Below are 18,953 nucleotides of genomic sequence, written 5' to 3' on the forward strand. Positions count from 1 at the left end.
GGCGACCCGCTACCGTGGACCGGATGAGCACCGAGGACACGCCGTCGGCCCCCCGCTCCCTCGCGGAAGCGCTCCGCGCGCGGGGCGACGCCGCGCTGGGCTCGCTGCTGCGCAGCCGGCCGGACCTCATCACGCCCGTGCCCACGGATCTCACGCAGCTCGCGACCCGCGCCGGCACCCGTGCCTCGGTCGTGCGGGCGCTGGAGCGGCTGGACCGGTTCGCGCTGCAGACGGCGGAGGCGCTGGCCGTGGCGGCGGACCCGGCGACGTACGGCGAGCTGCTCGGGCTCATGGCGGGCGACGACGCCGACCCGGCCGTCGTCGGCGCGCTGCCGCACGCGGTGGACGTGCTGCGCGAGCAGGCCCTGGTCTGGGGCGGCGACGACCGGCTGCGGCTGGTGCGCACGGCCCGTGAGCTGCTGGCGCCCTCGCCGCAGCACCCCTCCCCGACGGGGCTCGGCCCCACCGTGCAGGAGGCCACCGCCGGGATGTCCCCGGGGCGCATCCAGGAGATCGTCACGACGGCCGGGCTGCCCTCGACGCACGACTCGGTCTCGGCGGCCGGCTCCCTGACCGCGCTGTTCGCGGACCGCGTGCGGATGGCGGCCCTGCTCGCCGACGCCCCGTCCGGCTCGCTCGACGTGCTGGAGCGGCTGGTGTGGGGGCCGCCCTACGGCCAGGTCACGCCCGACCCGGCGCCCCGGCTGCGCTGGCTGCTGGACCGGGGGCTGCTGCTCCCGACGGCGCCGGGGACGGTCGTGCTGCCGCGCGAGGTGGCCCTGCACCTGCGGCGGGGCCTGGCACACCGGGCGCCGGAGCCGGTGCCGCCGGTGGTGGAGGCGGCGGCCGTTCACCGTCCACAGGTCGTGGACAGCACGGCGGCCGGGCAGGCGTACACCGCGCTCGCGACCGTCGAGGAACTGCTGAAGGACTGGGACGAGGGCGGTCCGGCGGTGTTGCGGGCCGGCGGGCTGAGCGTGCGGGACCTGAAGCGGACCGCCGTCGCCCTGGACGTGCCGGAACCGGTCGCCGCGTTCTGGGTGGAACTGGCGTACGCGGCGGGCCTGATCGCCTCCGACGGCGAGGCCGACGAGCGGTACGCGGCGACCCCGGCCTACGACGAGTGGCTCGAACTGCCCGCCGCCGAGCGCTGGTCGCGGCTGGTCACGGCGTGGCTCGCGGCGACCCGGGCGTCCGGGCTGGTGGGCGGACAGGACGCGAAGGACCACACGCTGTCGGCGCTCGGGCCGGGCCTGGACCGCTCCGCCGCGCCCGAGGTGCGGCACCGGCTGCTGGCGCTGCTGGCCGGGCTGCCGGAGGGCGCCGCCCCGGACGCCGCGTCGGTGCTGGCCCGGCTGCGCTGGGAACGCCCCCTGCGCGGCGACCGGCGCGAGGACGACCTGCGCGGCCGGCTCGCCCAGTGGGCCCTGTCCGAGGCGGAACTGCTGGGTGTCACCGGGCGCGGTGCCCTGTCGGCCCACGGCCGGGCGCTGCTGGGCGCGCCCCCGGCTCCCGCGAAGAACCCGCGGACGGAGTCCTCCGGCCCGGGGGACAAGCTGCCCGTCCATCACCACCACCGCCCCGCCCCGCTCACCCCCCTCTCCCCCGCCGAACAGGCCGTCGCCTCCGCCGCCGCGGCCCGGCTGCTCGCGCCCCTGCTGCCCGAGCCGCTGGACCACGTGCTGCTCCAGGCCGACCTGACGGCCGTCGCGCCGGGACCCCTGCAACGGCCGCTGGCGGACATGCTGGGCGTGCTCGCGGACGTCGAGTCCAAGGGCGGCGCGACCGTCTACCGGTTCACGCCGGGCTCGGTGCGTCGCGCGCTGGACGCCGGGCGGAGCGCCTCCGACCTGCACGCCTTCCTCGCCGCGCACTCCCGTACGCCGGTGCCGCAGCCGCTGGCGTACCTGATCGACGACGTGGCCCGCCGGCACGGCCATCTGCGGGTCGGCGCCGCCTCCGCGTACGTGCGCTGCGACGACGACGCGATGCTCAGCGAGATCCTCGCCGACAAACGGGCCGCCGGCCTCGGGCTGCGCCGGCTCGCCCCGACCGTGCTGGCCGCGCAGGCCGGCCCGGCCGGGCTCCTGGAGGGGCTGCGGGCGATGGGCTTCGCACCGGCGGCCGAGTCCGCCGAGGGCGATGTGCTGATCACCCGCGCCCTCGCCCGGCGCACACCGCCCCGCACCCCGCCCGAGCCGGTGCCGGACGGCCCGCCGGTCCCCGACGCCGCGCTCCTCGCCGCCGCGCTGCGCGCCATCCGGGCCGGTGACCTGGCGTCCACCACCCCGCGCAAGCCGGGGGCGGCCCCGGCTGCCGAGGGGGAACCGCCCCGCACGAGTTCCGCCGAGACCCTCGCCACCGTGCAGGCCGCCGTGCTGACCGGCGAGTCCGTGTGGATCGGCTACGTCAACGCCGAGGGCGCCGCCAGCCAGCGGGTCATCGCGCCGATCCGGGTCGAGGGCGGCTTCGTCACGGCCTACGACCGCACCGCGGACGAGGTCCGCACGTATCCGCTGCACCGGATCACCGGGGTGGCGGAACTGGCCGACGACGCGGGCTGACGGGCGCACGGGAAACCCTCGGGAATCTCACCCGTTCGGGTGCACACCGGGGCTCTTGGAGTCGCTGCGCTTGAGCGTGGTCCGGCGTGAGGTGTGTCCCGGCGACGGGATGCCATCCTTGTTGAGGTCGTTGATGATCTGCATGAGCGAGTCCTTGGCCAGGACCCGCTCCACGATCCGCTTGATCCTCTCGGCCTCGTCCTCGTTGACCGCGAGCACCTTGCCCGCCCCGTTGGGGTTGGGGACGACCATGTACCCGTACGGGACCCGACCGCCGGTGTAGCGGCCCTCGCGGCGCAGGTGCTCGTGCGCGCTGGACAGCCGCATGCCGATGGTGTCGGACTCCAGCTGCCTCACACAACGCCTCGCACGCCGCTCTCTGGCGCTCAGGAGAAGTCGTCTCGTCCGTTTCACGCGATAGGCGAACATGGATAGCGGCGCGCATCCCCGGCGCGCTGGCCGGAACGCCCTTTCGGCGCCGAGCACGGGGCATGGCCCGAGCCGTGGCAGGTGCGGTGTCTGTCAGGCTGGAAATCCTATCCGTGGAGGTATGCGTGTCCTGCCTAATCGTCCAGTCCGACAAGACCCTGCTCCTGGAAGTCGACCACGAGCAGGCCGGCGACTGCCGTCGGGCCATCGCCCCGTTCGCCGAACTGGAGCGGGCGCCGGAGCACATCCACACCTACCGCGTCACTCCGCTGGGCCTGTGGAACGCCCGCGCGGCCGGCCACGACGCCGAGCAGGTCGTGGACGCGCTGGTGCAGTACAGCCGCTACCCGGTGCCGCACGCGCTGCTCGTCGACATCGCCGAGACGATGGACCGCTACGGCCGCCTCACCCTCTCCAGGCACCCCGCGCACGGCCTGGTCCTGACGACCACGGACCGCCCGGTGCTGGAGGAGGTCCTGAAGTCGAAGCGGATCGCGCCCCTGGTCGGGGCCCGTGTCGACCCGGACACGGTCGCGGTGCACCCCTCCGAGCGCGGGCAGATCAAGCAGACGCTGCTGAAGCTGGGCTGGCCGGCAGAGGACCTCGCCGGGTACGTCGACGGCGAGGCGCACCCCATCGAGCTGGCCGAGGACGGCTGGGCGCTCAGGCCGTACCAGAAGCAGGCCGTGGAGAACTTCTGGCACGGCGGCAGCGGTGTGGTCGTGCTGCCCTGCGGCGCGGGGAAGACGCTGGTCGGGGCCGGGTCGATGGCCCGGGCGAAGTCGACCACCCTCATCCTCGTCACCAACACCGTCTCCGCCCGGCAGTGGAAGCACGAGCTGGTGCGGCGCACCTCGCTCACCGAGGACGAGATCGGCGAGTACAGCGGGACGAAGAAGGAGATCCGGCCCGTCACGATCGCCACGTACCAGGTGCTGACCACCCGGCGGAAGGGCGTCTACCCGCACCTGGAGCTGTTCGACTCGCGGGACTGGGGCCTGATCGTCTACGACGAGGTGCACCTGCTGCCCGCGCCGGTCTTCAAGTTCACCGCGGACCTCCAGGCGCGCCGCCGGCTCGGCCTCACCGCCACCCTGGTCCGTGAGGACGGCCGGGAGTCGGACGTGTTCTCCCTGATCGGCCCCAAGCGGTTCGACGCCCCGTGGAAGGAGATCGAGGCGCAGGGCTACATCGCGCCGGCCGACTGCGTGGAGGTCCGGGTCAATCTCACCGACTCCGAGCGGCTCGCGTACGCCACGGCCGAGACGGAGGAGAAGTACCGTTTCTGTGCGACGACCGCGACCAAGCGGAAGGTCACGGAGGCGATCGTGCGCCGCTTCGCCGGTCAGCAGATCCTCGTGATCGGCCAGTACATCGACCAGCTCGACGAGTTGGGCGAGCACCTGCGCGCTCCCGTGATCAAGGGCGAGACGTCGAACGCGCAGCGGGAGAAGCTGTTCGACGCGTTCCGGGAGGGTGAGATCAGCGTGCTCGTGGTGTCCAAGGTCGCGAACTTCTCGATCGACCTGCCGGAGGCGACGGTCGCGATCCAGGTCTCGGGCACCTTCGGCTCCCGCCAGGAGGAGGCGCAGCGGCTCGGCCGGGTGCTGCGTCCCAAGTCGGACGGCCACCAGGCCCACTTCTACTCGGTGGTGGCCCGGGACACCATCGACCAGGACTTCGCCGCCCACCGCCAGCGCTTCCTGGCCGAGCAGGGCTACGCGTACCGGATCATGGACGCGGACGAGCTGCTCGCGGAGAGCTGAGGGGAACCGGCCGGTTCACCGGTGGCGGCGGACCACGCCGACTTCCTCCCCGTACTGACCGAGGACGACCACGTCGAAGGCGGCACCCGCGAACACCTTGAGGGCGCGCAGGGCGTCGCCGAGGCGGTGGCGGTGGTTGCCGGTCACAGCGGTGGCACCGGACGGGCGGCCCGGTGCGGGGGCGGGGTGGACGGTTGCTGCGCTCATGTCTCCATGGTGCGTTTCGGCCCATAAGGCCCGCGTCGGTCTCGGGGCCGAACCGGCCGTGGCCCGCGTGGGCCGATGCGGGTGCCGCAGGCGTTCTCCCTCTCCGGCAGCCACCAGTGGCCGGAGGGCGCAGGGTCGGCTCGCTGGATCCGCGCGGCGTCGCGTCGTAGGCCCCGAAGCAGCGGTCCGGGGTGATCACTCTCGTCCGCGACGAAGCCGTCCACCGAAACCGAGCTGTACATGACTACCTTGCCCCACGGGCTCTCCTCTGCTTCGGGCGCCCCAAAAGAGCGTGTCGTGAGCTGTCGCTCTCGCAAAGGCTGCGCTCGCCGTCGCGGTGACGCCGAGGCGGGCGTCGAGCGGTTGATGCCTCATGGCCCCGCACAAGGCCCCTGGGCCGATCCGTAGCCCTGGGGGAGGAGGGTCCGTCCCCTGAGGGGCGGGAAAACCGTTCGCGCTCGACACCCCCGCTCCTCTAGGATCTCCGCTCTTGCCCGCCTCCCTCGCCGGAGTGCCGCCGACCGGACGGAAACCGGCCGGCATCTCACCGCCGACTCCTCAGCAGGTCCCTCCGGAGGCACCCCCTTGTCCACACCCGCCGCCGATCCGCTCTCCCGCGAGCGCTCGCACCTCGCCGCGTCCCGCTCCGCCCTGCGTGCCATGCGCGAGGACGTGGAGGCGCTCGACATCAGCGACGTCACCGCGAACTGGGTCAACGCCGAAGTCCTGGCCCGCCAGATCGACGAGCGCATCGAGGCGCTGGCCGACCTGAGCGACACCCCGCTGTTCTTCGGCCGGCTGGACCATCTGCACGCGCCAAAGGACGAACGGGCCGAGGGCGAACGCTTCTACATCGGGCGGCGGCATGTGCACGACCACGACGGCGACCCCATGGTCATCGACTGGCGCGCCCCCGTCTCCCAGCCGTTCTACCGGGCCTCCAAGAAGGACCCGATGGGCATCGCGCTGCGCCGCCGCTTCGGCTACACGGGCGGCGACCTCACCGCGTACGAGGACGAGCACCTCTCCGACCCGGCCGAGGCGGCCCGCACCAGCAAGCTGCTCCAGGAGGAGATCGAGCGGCCCCGTGTCGGTCCGATGCGGGACATCGTCGCGACGATCCAGCCGGAGCAGGACGAGATCGTGCGCTCCGGCCTCTCGGGCACGGTGTGCGTGCAGGGCGGCCCGGGCACCGGCAAGACCGCCGTCGGCCTGCACCGGGTCGCCTACCTGCTCTACGCCCACCGCGAGCGCCTGGCCCGCACCGGCACACTCGTCATCGGCCCGAACCGCTCCTTCCTCCACTACATCGAGCAAGTGCTCCCCGCTCTCGGCGAGTTGACCGTCCAGCAGGCCACCGTCGAGGACCTGGTCGCGCACGTCGAGATCAAGGCCACGGACGACGCGGCCGCCGCGGTCGTCAAGGGCGACGCCCGTATGGCGCGGGTGCTGCGCCGGGCCCTGTACTCCCACGTCACGATGCCCACCGAGCCGGTCGTGGTGGTGCGCGGCTCACGCCGCTGGCGCGTCCCGGCGTACGAACTGGAGGTCATCGTCCGCGAGTTGCTCGACCGCGACATCCGCTACGGCGCCGCCCGCGAGGCCCTGCCGCAGCGCATCGCGCACGCCGTGCTGGTGCAGATGGAACGCTCGGGTGAGGCGCCCGACGACCGGGTGCAGGACGCGGTGGCCCGCAACAGCGCGGTCAAGGCGGCGGTGAAGGCGATCTGGCCGGCCGTCGACGCGGCGAAACTGGTGCTGCGGCTGCTGTCGGACGCGGAGTTCCTCGCCGAGCACGCCGAGGGCGTCCTCGACGAGGACGAGCGCAAGGCGATCCTCTGGACGAAGCCGGCGCGCGGGGTGAGGTCGGCCAGGTGGTCGCCCGCCGACGCGGTCCTGATCGACGAGGCCACCGACCTGATCCAGCGCACCCACTCCCTCGGGCACGTCGTCCTCGACGAGGCGCAGGACCTCTCCCCCATGCAGTACCGGGCGGTGGGCCGCCGCTGCACGACCGGCAGCGCGACGGTCCTCGGCGACCTGGCGCAGGGCACCACCCCCTGGGCGACCCGCGGCTGGGAGGAGGCCCTGGCGCACCTCGGCAAGCGGGACGCCGTGATCGAGGAACTGACGGCCGGTTTCCGCGTGCCGACGGACGTCATCACCTACGCCTCCCGCCTGCTCCCGCACATCGCCCCCGGCCTCACCCCGGTCGTGTCGATCCGCGAGAACCCGGGCCGCTTCGAGGTGCGCCCGGTCACCGGCACCGCCGAGGTGGTCGAGGCCTGCCGCGACTCCCTGCGGCACGAGGGCTCGATCGGCCTGATCGCGGCGGACGCCCGCGTCCCGGATCTGGCCGGGTCCCTCACGGAGGCGGGGATCCCGTACCTGTCCCCCGGCGAGGAGACCACCCGTCACACCCGCCTCACCCTGGTCCCGGCATCCCTCGCGAAGGGCATGGAGTACGACTACGTGGTCCTGGACGAACCCCGGGCGGTGGTGGACGGCGAACCGGACGAACGCACGGGCCTGCGCCGCCTGTACGTGGCGCTCACGCGAGCGGTGTCGGGACTGACGGTGACCCACACGGCACCGCTGCCGCCCCAACTGCTCGGCTGAGGACGCGCGCCGTACCCCTCACGCCCCGTCCACCACCCCCCGCCACTCCGCCACCGCCTCCGCCGACACCGGCTCGGCCCAGCCTCCGGGGCGGGCCGCGCCGCCGATGTGGAAGCCCTCCAGCCCGGCCTTCAGGAGCACCGGCACATGGTCGAGCCGCAGTCCGCCCCCCACCAGCAACCGCTGCTCGTAGCCGGGTTCGCCGGAACGGCCGGCCTCGGCGAGGAGCACGGGCAGTCCGTCGTCGACCCCGGCCGCCGAACCGGCCGTCAGGTACGTGTCCAGCCCGGGCATGCCGTCCAGCTGCTTGCGCAGCGCGCCGCGGTCGGCCGCGCGGTCGATGGCCCGGTGGAACGTCCAGCGGCAGCCGTCCAGCACGTCGGCGATCCGCTCCACCGCCGCCAGGTCCACGGAGCCGTCCGCGTCGAGGAACCCGAGCACGAACTCCTCGGCCCCGGCCTCCCGCAGCTCTCCGGCCACCCCGACCAGCCGCTCGACGTCCCCCGCGGCGAAGCCGTCCGCGAGCCGCAGCATCACCCGCAGCGGGATGTCGACGACGCCGCGGATCGCGGCGACGGTCGCGGCCGGCGGGGTGAGCCCGTCTGCCGCCATGTCGGTGACCAGTTCGAGGCGGTCCGCGCCTCCCGCCTGGGCGGCGACCGCGTCCTCGACGCCGAGGGCGATCACCTCCAGGACTGCACGCTTGCTCATGGGGCCCCTTCGACGGCAGGTGGTCGACGTACGGCGACAGGTCTAGTCCAATCAAGACTACGTTGCCCACGCTCGCCGCCTCCCAAGCCCCCTTCCGGGCCCGGGCCCTCACCCGAAGACGTTCAGCTCCTTCGCCTCCACCCCGGCCAGCTCGAACGCGGGCGCCCCGTCCACCGTCCGCCCCGCGTACAGCCGTACCAGGGTCGGCCCGTCCCCGATGAAACGGCCCGGGGGCCGCTCCCCGCCGCTCTGCCCCAGCCGCAGCGGCTCGTCCAGGTCGTCGAGGTCGGCGTGCAGCGGCACGTGCCCGCGCTCGCGCGTGACGCGGGCGAGCAGCGCGAGCGCGTCCGGCAGCCCGGCCCCGCCGTACGCCCCCGGCTCCCCGAAGGCCTCGCGCACGTCCCCGGCGTGCACCCACTCGCCCAGGGCGAGGACGTCCAGCCTGCCGTCCGCCGCGGCGATGACCGGGCCGGCCTCGGTCATGCCGCGCTCCAGCTCGTCGACGATCCGCGCGTGGTCCCAGTCGGCCCGTTCGGCGATGTCCCGGTCGTTGGACTCGGGCGAGAACACGTCCGGTTCGAACCGGCCCTCCACCACCCGCGCCAGCGCGGCCGAGCAGTGCGCCAGCACGTCCCGCACCGTCCAGCCCGGACACGCGGCGACGGGCCGCGCGAAGTCCTCCCCGGCCCGGCCCCGCAGGAGCGGGATCAGCGCGTCACGCTCGATCACGAGCAGCCGGCCGGGCTGCTCGGGGTCCCGTACGTCGTGCACATCGGCAGGAGTCGTCATGCGCCCACGCTAGGTGATCGATTCCAAGGGTTCCGTGGTCATGGGCGGTCAACGCCCGCATGACCCGCTGTGCGGTGCGGTCGTTGTGCCAGATGGCGGCGGTCGGTGCGAGGATGCGCTGCAGCACGCGGACGGCCACGCCGCCGGGAGTGCGGCCCCGGTGGCGTTCAAGGCCGAGCCGGCCGTTGAACGACTCGTTGACCGACTCAATGACCTGCCGCAACGGCCTGAAGAACCGCGAACCGGCCCGCTCGGCCTCACCCTTGCGGGTCGGCCGCAGCAGCCGGATGTGCCCGTCCCCCGCGCGTTGGGGCTCGAAGTCCTGCCCGACATGGTTCTTGTCGCCGATCGACGTCCGACCGGGCCGATCTGCGAGCGGTTCGGGCTCGGTTTCGAACATGGCCAGCGGCGTCTCGCGCTCGTCGGCCTTGCCCGGGTCAGCGCGAACGCGACCGGCAGGCCGTACGGTGCGGTCGCGAGGGTGTCCAGATGGCCCGTCACACAAGGATCATGGATGCCCTCGCCTCATCACCGCGTGGAACAATTCCTCCCGGGTGCGGGGACAACTCCGGCCCGGCGGTGGGACGTTCGCTCGCCCTACCTCGACGGGCGGCGCGAGGACGTCGAGACACCGTGTCTGCTACCGAGAGGGTGCTGACGATGGCTACGTATGTGCTGATTCCCGGTGCCGCGTCCGGCCCGTGGTACTGGCATCTGCTGGAGGCCGAGTTGCGTGGGCGGGGCCAGGACGTGGTGGCGGTGGACCTGCCGTGCGACGACGACTCGGCCGGGCTGGCCGAGTACGCCGACACCGTGGTCGACGCCATCGGTGATCGCGCCGGCCTGATCTTGGTGGCCCATTCCTTCGGTGGGTTCACTGCCCCCCTGGTGTGTGACCGCGTGCCGGTGGACCTGCTGGTGATGCTGCAGGCGCAGATCCCGGCACCGGGCGAGAGTCCGGGCCAGTGGTGGGGCAACACCGGCTACGAGCACGCCAGGCGCGAACAGGACGAACGCGACGGCAGGGACCCTGACGACGACACCGCCCTGTTCCACCACGACACCCCGCCAGCACTGGTCGCCGAGGCCAAGAAACACACGCGCACGCAGTCGGCCACTCCGTTCATGAAGCCATGGCCACTGGCCGCGTGGCCGGATGTGGCCACGAAGTTCCTCCTGTCCCGGGGCGACCGCTTCTTCCCCGCCGGGTACATGCGCCGGATCGTGCGGGAACGTCTTGGCATCACACCCGACGAACTGCCCGGTGACCACTGCCCCATGCTCGGCCACCCCACAGAACTGGCCGACCGCCTGGAGGCATACCGAACCGGGGCGTGACAGCCGCCCGGCTCCACGCTCGCCTTCCACGTCAGTGCCGAACCACCGCACACCACCTCCTGGCATAGATCATCTGGGTGCCACCACCCCGTCGGCGGGAGAATGACCCCATGCCCGATCTCGACACCCTGCGCAGCCGCTTCGCCCGCACCCTGGACGCGGTCCGGGGGCCGGACGGCGGGCCGGCGGCGGGGCCGTACGCCGACCGGCTGCTCCACCGCTGGCGGGAGCCCCAGCGCCGCTACCACACGGTGGAGCACCTCGCGGCGGTCCTCGACCGCGTCGATCTCCTGCAGGAGCACGCGCACGACCCGGACGTGGTCCGGCTGGCCGCCTGGTTCCACGACGCGGTCTACCTGCCGGACCGCTCCGAGAACGAGGAGCGGTCCGCCCGGCTCGCCGAGCGGGCCCTCGCGGAGGCCGGGGTCCCCGGCGCGAAGACGGCGGACGTGGCCCGTCTGGTCCGGCTCACCGTCACCCACGACCCCGCCGACGACGACCCCGACGGCCAGGTCCTGTGCGACGCCGACCTGGCGGTCCTCGCCTCCCCGCCGTCGGCGTACGCCGCGTACACCGCCGCGGTGCGCGAGGAGTACCACTTCGTCCCCGACGAGGCCTTCCGCGAGGGCCGTGCCGCGGTCCTGCGGCAACTGCTGGAGCTGCCACGGCTGTTCCGGACGCCCTACGGGTCCGAGCACTGGGAGGCCACCGCCCGCTACAACCTGGCCGCCGAGCTGGAAATGCTGTCGCTTCGGGCAGCGGGTCCCTCGTAGCCTGCCCCCATGTGGCCAACGGGTGCGGAACAGGTGGAGCGGGCCGTCGCCGAGTGCGTCGGGGTGCTGGGGGCGGTGACCGACCGGGACTGGGAAGGGGCGCGGGCCGGGCGGCTGGAGTGGAGCTGCCGGGAGACGGCGGTGCACATCGCCCAGGACCTGATCTCCTACGCGGGGACGCTCGCCGGGCGGCGGTCCGAGGGGTCCACGCCGTTCGCGATCTCTCTGAAGGAGGCGGCCGGCGACGCGGACGCGCTGCGGGTGATCGGCGCGATGGGGGCCCTGCTCGCCGCCGCGATCCGGACCACCCCGCGCGAGGTGCGGGCCTTCCACCCGTACCCGTTCCGCAGCGCGAACCGGGAGGGGTTCGCCGCCATGGGCGTCGCCGAGGTGCTGCTCCACACCCACGACATCGCCGAAGGGCTCGGCGTGCCGTACGAGGCCGACGCCGAGCTGTGCGACTTCGTGCTCGGCCGGATCTTCCCGCACGTCCAGCCCGGGCCGGCGCCGTGGCGGACCCTGCTGTGGGCCACCGGGCGCGGTGAGCTGCCGGGGCGGGCGCCCGTCACCGCGTGGCGGTGGAGCAACAACCTGTTGATCGGGACCGAACGGCTCACCCTCCAGGGCGTCACCCCGGCGGCGGCCACCGATCTCTCCACGGTCGGCGGCGGCGGCTTCGAGTGGATCGAGGGAGGCCCGGCCGAGGGCACCCGGGTCGGCGCCGGACTCGTGTACAAGCAGTACGAGGACGGCGTCCACCGGCCGGAGTGGAGCATGTACGCCCTGGTCCGCCGTGAGGACGGCCGTGCGATCGGGGCCATGGGCTTCCACGGCGTCCCGGACGCGTCGGGCCGGGTGGAGGTCGGCTACGACCTCGTCGAGGGCGCCCGCGGCCACGGGTACGCCACGGAGGCGCTGCGGGCGCTGACCGCCTGGGCGCTGGAGCGGGAGGAGGTCCGGACGGTCGTCGCCCACGTCGAGCGGGGCAACCGGCCGTCGCACAACGTCCTCACCCGCGCCGGGTTCCGGGTCGTCTCCGAGGACCCCGAGCAGACGGCCTACGAACTCGGCCTCGGCCAACATCGGTACAGCGGTTATCGGTGAGAACGATCATGGCCGTCCGGCACGGTGATCCACTTCGCCGCTGGGGTTCGGTGGAACGCCTCCGGGCCTGGTCCGGGGCCGGCTACGTTCCGGCTCGTGCCGGTGGCATTTCCGAGTGATGAGCGGGCCGAGGCGCACGGGACGTTCGCCGAGGAGCCGACGAGGCCCGAGCCGGCGCGGTTCTTCTTCCTGGATGACGTGGATCGGGACCTGATCGCCCTGCGGAGGACGGAGCATCACCGGTTCGGGTTCGCGCTCCGGATGTGCACGGTGCGGTACGTCGGCCTGTTTTTGGAGGACCCGCTCGCGGTGCCGTGGCCGGTGGTCGAGCACCTGGCCGTGCAGCTCGGCATCGAGGACCCGTCGGTGGTCAAGCGGTACACGGAGCGGCGCCAGACGCTGTACGACCACGCGTGGCAGATCCGGGACGCCTGCGGCGACCACCCCTACGAGGACGCCACCCGGATGAAGGACCTGCCCACCTCGGTGGTCGCGCCGCTGGTCTCCGAGGTGTGCAACATCGGCCTGGCTCCGGTGGTCAACCCCGGCTACGAAGCGCTGACCCGGGCCCGGCTCGTGCAGGTCGACCAGTACTCCCTGCGCGCCGACACCACCGCCGCGGCGAACGCAGCTCTCATCGCCGCCCGGGCCGGCATCCCGATCGTGCGTTACTGGGGCGAGGGCCTGCTTGCCTCCGTGGACGGGCTGCGCTTCCAGGTGCCGGTGCGCACCATCAACGCCGCCCCGTCGCCGGAGTACTTCGGGTTCAAGCGCGGCATCACCTGGCTCAACGCCGTCAACGACCAGGTCGCGGGCATCGGGCAGATGGTCGTGCCCGGCGCCCCGCGCGACTCCCTGCACATCCTGGACGCCTTGCTGGACCTCGACGGCGGGGTGAAGCCGGAGAGGGTGGCGACCGACGACGCCTCCTACTCCGACATGGTGTTCGGCCTGTTCAAGATCCTCGGCCACCACTTCAGCCCACGGTTGCGCGACCTGGACGACCAGCGGCCACAGGCCCACGGAGTGCATCGAACCAAACTGTTCGGTTTGACGCGCGGGGGATGTCGACCTAGAGTCGAACCGAACAGTTTGGTTTGGTCGTCGTCGTGGCCCGCCCCGGGGACCGTCGTCTTCGCGGAACGCCCGCTCCGCCGCCACCGCTGCGCCGGAGCCTTCCCGCGCCGGCCGAATGATCCACACCGCAAGGAGAAGTTGATGAGCGACGTCGTGTACGCCTTGTTCCACTACCGGGTCAAGCCGGGCATGGAGGAGCGCTTCCAGGACTACCAGCGCAAGGTTCTGCCCGTCACCGAGGCGCAGGAGCCCTACGTCCTGGGCTACGAGATCTTCCAGGCGCCCGACGGGACGTACTTCCAGCACGAGCACTACGAGAACGAGGAGGCCGTCTGGAAGCACATGGAGCTGACGGCCGACGGCCAGAAGGACTGGGCCGAGGCGGCCGAGATGATCCAGCTGACCATGGTCGGCAACCTGACCCAGAAGTTCCGCGACACCTTCCTCGGCGGCTCCGGCACCGACTTCAAGCCCTTCCGCAGCATCAGCCGCTGATTCACGGGCCCGGCCCGCTTCCTGTACCCGCCCCGGTCCCACCGGAGGCGGGTACAGCACTGCCGGCGAATCCCGCCCGGCCCTTCGACCCACGTGCGGAAGACCTGCACGGATGCCCGCCAAACCGAACGGTTCGCTCGCCTAGTGTCCCCATGCCCCGTTCCCCCACCCCCCGCCGCGCCCAAGGCGCCACGGCCGGCGACGCCCGCGCCGACACCCGCCTGCGGATCATCGCCGCCGCCAGGGACGAGTTCGCCCGGCACGGAATCGCGGGCGTCCGCGTGGACCGCATCGCGAAGGAGGCCGAGACCGGCAAGGAACGCGTCTACGCCCACTTCAGCAGCAAGGAAGCCCTCTACCGCCACGTCGCCGAAGAGGAACCGACCGCGCTCGTCGAAGCTACCCGGCTCGACACCGCTGACCTGCCCGGTTACGCCGGCATCCTCTTCGACCACTTCACCGCGCACCCCGACCACTACCGCCTGATCACTTGGGGCCGACTCGAACTCGCCGCGTCCGCCGACGCCGCCGACCTCATGCAGGCAACCATCGCCCGCAAGATCGACCAGCTCCGCGACGCCCAGCGCGCCGGCCTGCTCGACCCCGCACGGGAACCGGTCGACGTCCTCGCCCTGATCAACCAGATCGCCACCACCTGGGTGGACCAGCCGGAGATCGCCGCCGCCGCGCCGCAGGCCGACGGCACCTCCGCCGCGCGCCGGGCGGCTCTGGTGACAGCCGTCGAACGCCTCCTCCCCCGCACGAACGGAACCCTCCGACGACAGCAGACCCCCGAGACGCCGGGGCCGAAGCCGGGATCGAGGACCCGGTCGTCTTCGAGGAGGACCCGGGCACCTCCAGCCGCCTCCACCCGCTCCAGCGCCCGAAGTTCGGCGAGCTGCTGACGTACGGGCGGCCGGGTGACACCGTGCACATCTCCGAGATGTTCCGCCTCGTGCGCGGCAACCAGCACATCCTCGACGTGCTCGACGTCCTCCACCGTGACCGTCTCGCCCTGCGTATCCACGACGGCGCGTTCTCCGCGATGGACCTCACCGCCCGACACCCGCGCACCGGCGAGCTGCTGTCCACTGTGAAGTTCATGGTGCAGACCCTCGCCGCCGCCGGCGAACTCCAGCGTGACCTCCAGCGCGAGCTGACCTACGACGGGCTGCGCGCAGCCGGGGCCAAGGGCGCGAAGGGCGGACGCCGCCCCGCCGTCGCGGCCACGAAGACCGCCGGGGTACGCACCGCGTACCTGGAAGGCCGCTCCATCGCCGCCCTCGCCCGCGACCACGGCGTCAGCCGCGGCGCGATTCGCACTGTCGTCGCCGACCTCCTGCCCGACCACACCGCCAGCGAGGAGCCCGCGCCCGCCCCGGAGCTGCCGGTCACCCTCGACATGCCCGGTGAGATCGCCGACCACCTCCGCACCACCGAGCTGGAGCCCGCCGCGCGCACCGCGCTCGACCAGGGGACGACCGTACGGCGCGGTCAGGGCTACACCCTGCGCGTCAGTGCCGTCCCCGCCGTACATCGAGGGCTCCTCGCCCGCTGCCAGCCGCTCGACGGCGGCCAGGGCCTCCCGGCAGTCCCGGCCCAGCGCAAGGCCCGCCGCGAGTACGAGAACCGGGTCAGCACCCTCAGACCCTAACCATGATCGTTCTCACCGATAACCGCTGTAACGATGTTCCCCGAGGCCGGAACTGCGCCCGTCGCGCGCCTGATCCGCCCGGTGCCGGCCCTTGCGCCGGCGCAGCCCCGCCCCGTGCAGCAGCCGCACCACCTCGCGGCTGCTCACCTCCACCGCACCGGCCCGCACGACGTCCGCGTAGCGCTCGGCGGGGATGTCGTAGTGGTCGCGTTCGAAGGCGCGGCGGGGCACGCCGAGGCGCTCGGCGAACCGGTGCAGCTCGTCGTAGGAGACGTCGCTGACGAGGTGGGACCACAGGCGGCCGTGGCCGGGCCAGGCCGGCGGGTCGATGTAGATCGTCACTCGGGCCTCATGAGGACGCCGGACCGCCCAGGGCCTCGCTCAGCGACCCGACCGCCGCGACCTTCACCCCCGCCTCGCTGCACACCCAGTGCGGGTCGGGGCCCAGCTCCGGCTCCACGTCCAGCGCGTGCGGCTCGCCGGTGCCGCACACCGGGCACAGCGGCCAGCGCCCGTACCGCTCCAGCAGCGCGTCCTGGACGTCCTGCGCGACCAGGCCGGCCACGAAGGGCGCGCCGTCCGGCCACTGCTCGACCCACCACCGCCGCTGGGTGACGGACTCCTCGACGAGGGACACGACGTCCGCGTCGGCGACCCGCCCGGCGACGAGGTCGGCCAGGACGAGGGCACGCGCGGCGTGCAGCGTCTGCTCCAGGGGGTTGATCGGGGCCATGCCCTCCATTGTGCGCACTCTTGACCCCGGCGCCGAGCCGAAAATATCTTTCAGAGGTGACCCGCAGAGTGAAGGAAATTTTCGCCACCGAGCGCGGCGGCCCGTCCGGCGCGTTCGGCACCCCTCCCGCACCGGCGGCCCTCGCGGCCAAGGTCCGCACGCTCGCCCCGTCGATGACCCGCTCGATGCACCGCGTCGCCGAGGCCGTCGCGGGCGACCCGGCCGGCTGCGCGGCCCTCACGGTCACCGGCCTCGCCGAGCTCACCGGCACCAGCGAGGCGACCGTCGTACGCACCGCCCGCCTGCTGGGCTATCCGGGTTACCGGGACCTGCGCCTGGCGCTCGCCGGCCTCGCCGCGCAGCAGCAGTCCGGCCGGGCCCCGGCCATCACGACGGACATCGCGGTGGACGACCCGATCGCCGACGTGGTCGCCAAGCTCGCCCTCGACGAGCAGCAGACCCTCGCCGACACCGCCGCCGGACTCGACACGGTCCAGCTGGGCGCGGCCGTCACCGCCCTGACCACCGCCCGCCGCACCGACGTCTACGGGGTCGGGGCGTCCGGGCTGGTCGCGCAGGACCTCACGCAGAAGCTGCTGCGCATAGGGCTGATGGCGCACGCGCACAGCGACCCGCACCTGGCCGTGACGAACGCCGTGCAGCTGCGCGCGGGCGACGTCGCCGTCGCCATCACCCACTCGGGGTCGACGAAGGACGTCATCGAGCCGCTGCGGGTCGCCTTCGAGCACGGCGCGACGACGGTGGCGCTCACCGGCCGCCCGGACGGGCCGGTCACCCAGTACGCCGACCACGTCCTCACCACCTCCACCGCACGCGAGAGCGAGCTGCGCCCCGCGGCCATGTCGTCCCGGACCGGCCAGCTCCTCGTGGTGGACTGCCTGTTCGTGGGCGTGGCACAGCGGACGTACGAGACGGCGGCGCCGGCGCTCTCGGCGTCGTACGAGGCGCTGGCCCACCGGCACCGCCCCTGAGCCGGCCGCCCCGCCCCGCACCGGAAAGACACGGAAAGAGCCGTCCATGACCTCCACCTCCCACCCCCGGGACCTGCGCGCCGCGTTGGAGTCCCTGACCACCGAGGCCTTCCGGCCGGAGCTCGCCGGCATCGACCGGATGCCCACCCTCGACCTGGCGCGGCTGATGAACGGCGAGGACGCCGGCGTGGCCGGGGCGGTCGCGGCCCGGCTGCCGGAGATCGCCGCCGCAATCGACGCGGTCGCGGAGCGGATGGCACGGGGCGGCCGCCTGGTGTACGCGGGGGCCGGTACGGCCGGGCGGCTGGGCGTCCTGGACGCCTCCGAGTGCCCGCCCACCTTCAACACCGACCCCTCCCGGGTGATCGGCCTGATCGCGGGCGGCCCGGCGGCCATGGTCACCTCCGTCGAGGGCGCGGAGGACTCCCGCGACCTGGCCCGGGCCGACCTGGAGGCCCTCGCCCCGTCCCCGGACGACACGGTGGTCGGCGTCTCCGCGTCCGGCCGCACGCCCTACGCCGTCGGCGCCGTCGCGTACGCCCGGGAGAGCGGCTGTCTCACGATCGGCCTGGCCTGCAACACGGGCAGTCCGCTGGCGGCCGCCGCCGAGCACGGCATCGAGATCGTGACGGGCCCCGAACTCCTCACCGGCTCCACGCGCCTGAAGGCCGGCACGGCCCAGAAGCTCGTCCTCAACATGATCTCGACGATCACGATGATCCGGCTCGGCAAGACCTACGGGAACCTGATGGTCGACGTCCGCGCCTCCAACGACAAGCTCCGCGCCCGCTCCCGCCGCATCGTCGCCCTCGCCACGGGCGCCGGCGACGAGGAGATCGAGCGGGCCCTGACCGCCACGGACGGCGAGGTGAAGAACGCGATCCTCACACTGCTGGCCGACGTGGACGGCCCCACGGCCGCCCGCCTCCTGGAGGAGTCCGGGGGCCACCTGCGGGCTGCCCTGGAGGCCCGCCCGTAGGCCGCCCCCGGACCTACGCCGGCTCCGGCACCTGCGCGACCACCCCGGCCCCGGCCCGCTCCACGTCCTCATCCGTGGCCGTGTCCGTGTCCGCGCCCGCCTCCGCGTTCCGCCCGGCCTGTTCCTCCGCCCCCGCTACGACAATGGCCCCATGAACCACGCCCAGCTGACCGCCCTCGGCCGTGCCCTCCGTCTGCTCGGTGAGCACGGGGAAGCCCTCACCGCCGACACCCCGGACGCCAAACTGCACGAGGTGAAGGCCGACCTGCGGCGGGCTCTGGACCTGCTGGAGGAGAGCGTCACGGCCGTCAAGCCCACGACACGCTGCCCCGAGCATCCGAACGGCCCCGTCGACAAGAGCGCGCCCGACCTGTGCCTGCTGTGCGAGACCCGGCGCCGGTCCGCCCGGCGGGACGAGTTCGGGCCCGCCCCGCTCCAGCCGCAGGCAGGCGAGCCCGTCCAGTCCCGCTACGGCGTGCGCGGCGACCGCCCCCAGCCCCAGCAGCGCTGGCTGCCGGAGCTGTGGAACGGCCAGTCCTGGCAGCTGTGCGGCACCCCGCGCCGGGACCGCCGCGAGGCCGAGCTGTACATCGCCGCCCAGCGCCGCGCGCCCCGGGCCGCCATGGCGTACCGGCTGGTGCACGAGTTCACGGACTACGAGGTGCTGCGGGTGTGGGGCACGCCGCTGCGGGTCGACATCGAGCCCATGGGGAACCTGTAGGC

General features: G+C 73.3%; 19 protein-coding genes and 2 pseudogenes. 13 read left to right on the plus strand and 8 right to left on the minus strand.

Features of this window, described 5'->3' with window-relative positions; genetic code table 11:
* The first annotated feature begins 23 nt into the window (after positions 1-23).
* Positions 24-2,564, plus strand: a complete 2,541-nt coding sequence (locus ACFW6P_RS07030) for a helicase-associated domain-containing protein (RefSeq protein WP_386423105.1) — start codon at positions 24-26, stop codon at positions 2,562-2,564.
* A gap of 27 nt (positions 2,565-2,591) precedes the next feature.
* On the opposite strand, the gene ACFW6P_RS07035 is transcribed toward ACFW6P_RS07030, so the two are convergent.
* Positions 2,592-2,921 (minus strand): recombinase family protein, encoded by a 330-nt coding sequence (locus ACFW6P_RS07035; RefSeq protein WP_386347136.1) that lies wholly within the window; start codon positions 2,919-2,921, stop codon positions 2,592-2,594.
* 197 nt (positions 2,922-3,118) lie between these two features.
* Here ACFW6P_RS07035 and ACFW6P_RS07040 point away from each other — a divergent pair, with 197 nt between their 5' ends.
* Positions 3,119-4,759 (plus strand): DNA repair helicase XPB, encoded by a 1,641-nt coding sequence (locus ACFW6P_RS07040; protein WP_386347138.1) that lies wholly within the window; start codon positions 3,119-3,121, stop codon positions 4,757-4,759.
* Positions 4,760-4,774: 15 nt separating this feature from the next.
* Here the strand turns inward: ACFW6P_RS07040 and ACFW6P_RS07045 are convergent, their stop codons facing one another.
* Together ACFW6P_RS07045 and ACFW6P_RS07050 are read right to left on the minus strand one after the other, a co-directional pair.
* The gene (locus ACFW6P_RS07045) at positions 4,775-4,966 is read right to left on the minus strand and encodes a hypothetical protein (protein ID WP_386347140.1); all 192 of its coding nucleotides are present in this window, start codon (positions 4,964-4,966) and stop codon (positions 4,775-4,777) included.
* Between the two features lie 179 nt (positions 4,967-5,145).
* Positions 5,146-5,208: pseudogene (locus ACFW6P_RS07050) on the minus strand (dihydrofolate reductase); the annotation flags it as partial.
* Between the two features lie 343 nt (positions 5,209-5,551).
* On the opposite strand from ACFW6P_RS07050, the gene ACFW6P_RS07055 reads away from it, so the two are divergent.
* A complete protein-coding gene (locus ACFW6P_RS07055; protein WP_386347142.1) occupies positions 5,552-7,585 on the plus strand; it encodes a HelD family protein in 2,034 nt (677 codons plus the stop codon).
* An 18-nt stretch (positions 7,586-7,603) separates the two neighbouring features.
* Here ACFW6P_RS07055 and ACFW6P_RS07060 read toward each other — a convergent pair whose 3' ends face one another.
* The 3 genes from ACFW6P_RS07060 to ACFW6P_RS07070 form a co-directional block, all read right to left on the minus strand.
* On the minus strand, positions 7,604-8,296 hold the full coding sequence (locus ACFW6P_RS07060; protein WP_386347144.1) for a copper homeostasis protein CutC: 693 nt from the start codon (positions 8,294-8,296) through the stop codon (positions 7,604-7,606).
* 108 nt (positions 8,297-8,404) lie between these two features.
* On the minus strand, positions 8,405-9,085 hold the full coding sequence (locus ACFW6P_RS07065; RefSeq protein ID WP_386423107.1) for a maleylpyruvate isomerase family mycothiol-dependent enzyme: 681 nt from the start codon (positions 9,083-9,085) through the stop codon (positions 8,405-8,407).
* Positions 9,012-9,485: a hypothetical protein gene (locus ACFW6P_RS07070; RefSeq protein WP_386347148.1), complete on the minus strand. Its 474-nt coding sequence runs from the start codon at positions 9,483-9,485 to the stop codon at positions 9,012-9,014. The genes ACFW6P_RS07065 and ACFW6P_RS07070 overlap by 74 nt, the downstream gene beginning before the upstream one ends.
* Before the next feature lie 260 nt (positions 9,486-9,745).
* Between ACFW6P_RS07070 and ACFW6P_RS07075 the strand changes: the two genes are divergently transcribed.
* The 7 genes and pseudogenes from ACFW6P_RS07075 (at position 9,746) to ACFW6P_RS07105 (ending at position 15,526) form a co-directional block, all read left to right on the plus strand.
* Complete coding sequence (locus ACFW6P_RS07075) at positions 9,746-10,423, plus strand: alpha/beta hydrolase (protein ID WP_386347150.1); 678 nt, start codon at positions 9,746-9,748, stop codon at positions 10,421-10,423.
* 110 nt (positions 10,424-10,533) lie between these two features.
* Entirely contained in the window at positions 10,534-11,196 is a 663-nt protein-coding gene (locus ACFW6P_RS07080; protein WP_386347152.1) for a hypothetical protein, read from the plus strand.
* A gap of 33 nt (positions 11,197-11,229) precedes the next feature.
* Positions 11,230-12,300 carry a GNAT family N-acetyltransferase gene (locus ACFW6P_RS07085; RefSeq protein WP_386423164.1) on the plus strand — a complete coding sequence of 357 codons (1,071 nt, stop codon included), beginning with the start codon at positions 11,230-11,232 and terminating at the stop codon, positions 12,298-12,300.
* A 96-nt stretch (positions 12,301-12,396) separates the two neighbouring features.
* A pseudogene (locus ACFW6P_RS07090) lies at positions 12,397-13,311 on the plus strand (Tn3 family transposase); the annotation flags it as partial.
* A 207-nt stretch (positions 13,312-13,518) separates the two neighbouring features.
* Complete coding sequence (locus ACFW6P_RS07095; protein ID WP_386423165.1) at positions 13,519-13,872, plus strand: putative quinol monooxygenase; 354 nt, start codon at positions 13,519-13,521, stop codon at positions 13,870-13,872.
* 152 nt (positions 13,873-14,024) lie between these two features.
* The gene (locus tag ACFW6P_RS07100) at positions 14,025-14,777 is read left to right on the plus strand and encodes a TetR family transcriptional regulator (RefSeq protein WP_386423108.1); all 753 of its coding nucleotides are present in this window, start codon (positions 14,025-14,027) and stop codon (positions 14,775-14,777) included.
* The gene (locus ACFW6P_RS07105; RefSeq protein ID WP_386423167.1) at positions 14,690-15,526 is read left to right on the plus strand and encodes a recombinase family protein; all 837 of its coding nucleotides are present in this window, start codon (positions 14,690-14,692) and stop codon (positions 15,524-15,526) included. Before ACFW6P_RS07100 ends, ACFW6P_RS07105 begins: the two co-directional genes overlap by 88 nt.
* A 12-nt stretch (positions 15,527-15,538) precedes the next feature.
* Here ACFW6P_RS07105 and ACFW6P_RS07110 read toward each other — a convergent pair whose 3' ends face one another.
* Both ACFW6P_RS07110 and ACFW6P_RS07115 read right to left on the minus strand, forming a co-directional pair.
* Positions 15,539-15,868: a DUF4031 domain-containing protein gene (locus ACFW6P_RS07110; protein WP_386347158.1), complete on the minus strand. Its 330-nt coding sequence runs from the start codon at positions 15,866-15,868 to the stop codon at positions 15,539-15,541.
* A gap of 7 nt (positions 15,869-15,875) precedes the next feature.
* Complete coding sequence (locus tag ACFW6P_RS07115) at positions 15,876-16,259, minus strand: hypothetical protein (protein ID WP_386347160.1); 384 nt, start codon at positions 16,257-16,259, stop codon at positions 15,876-15,878.
* 56 nt (positions 16,260-16,315) lie between these two features.
* Between ACFW6P_RS07115 and ACFW6P_RS07120 the strand changes: the two genes are divergently transcribed.
* From ACFW6P_RS07120 to ACFW6P_RS07130, 3 genes are all read left to right on the plus strand, one after another.
* Positions 16,316-17,251, plus strand: coding sequence for a MurR/RpiR family transcriptional regulator (locus ACFW6P_RS07120; RefSeq protein ID WP_386423110.1), 936 nt, complete (start codon positions 16,316-16,318; stop codon positions 17,249-17,251).
* 46 nt (positions 17,252-17,297) lie between these two features.
* Positions 17,298-18,230 carry an N-acetylmuramic acid 6-phosphate etherase gene (gene murQ, locus ACFW6P_RS07125; protein ID WP_386423112.1) on the plus strand — a complete coding sequence of 311 codons (933 nt, stop codon included), beginning with the start codon at positions 17,298-17,300 and terminating at the stop codon, positions 18,228-18,230.
* Between the two features lie 151 nt (positions 18,231-18,381).
* Positions 18,382-18,951, plus strand: coding sequence for a hypothetical protein (locus ACFW6P_RS07130; RefSeq protein WP_386423114.1), 570 nt, complete (start codon positions 18,382-18,384; stop codon positions 18,949-18,951).
* Positions 18,952-18,953 lie beyond the last annotated feature (2 nt).

This window comes from Streptomyces sp. NPDC058741, assembly GCF_042746715.1.
Classification (GTDB): Bacteria; Actinomycetota; Actinomycetes; order Streptomycetales; family Streptomycetaceae; genus Streptomyces.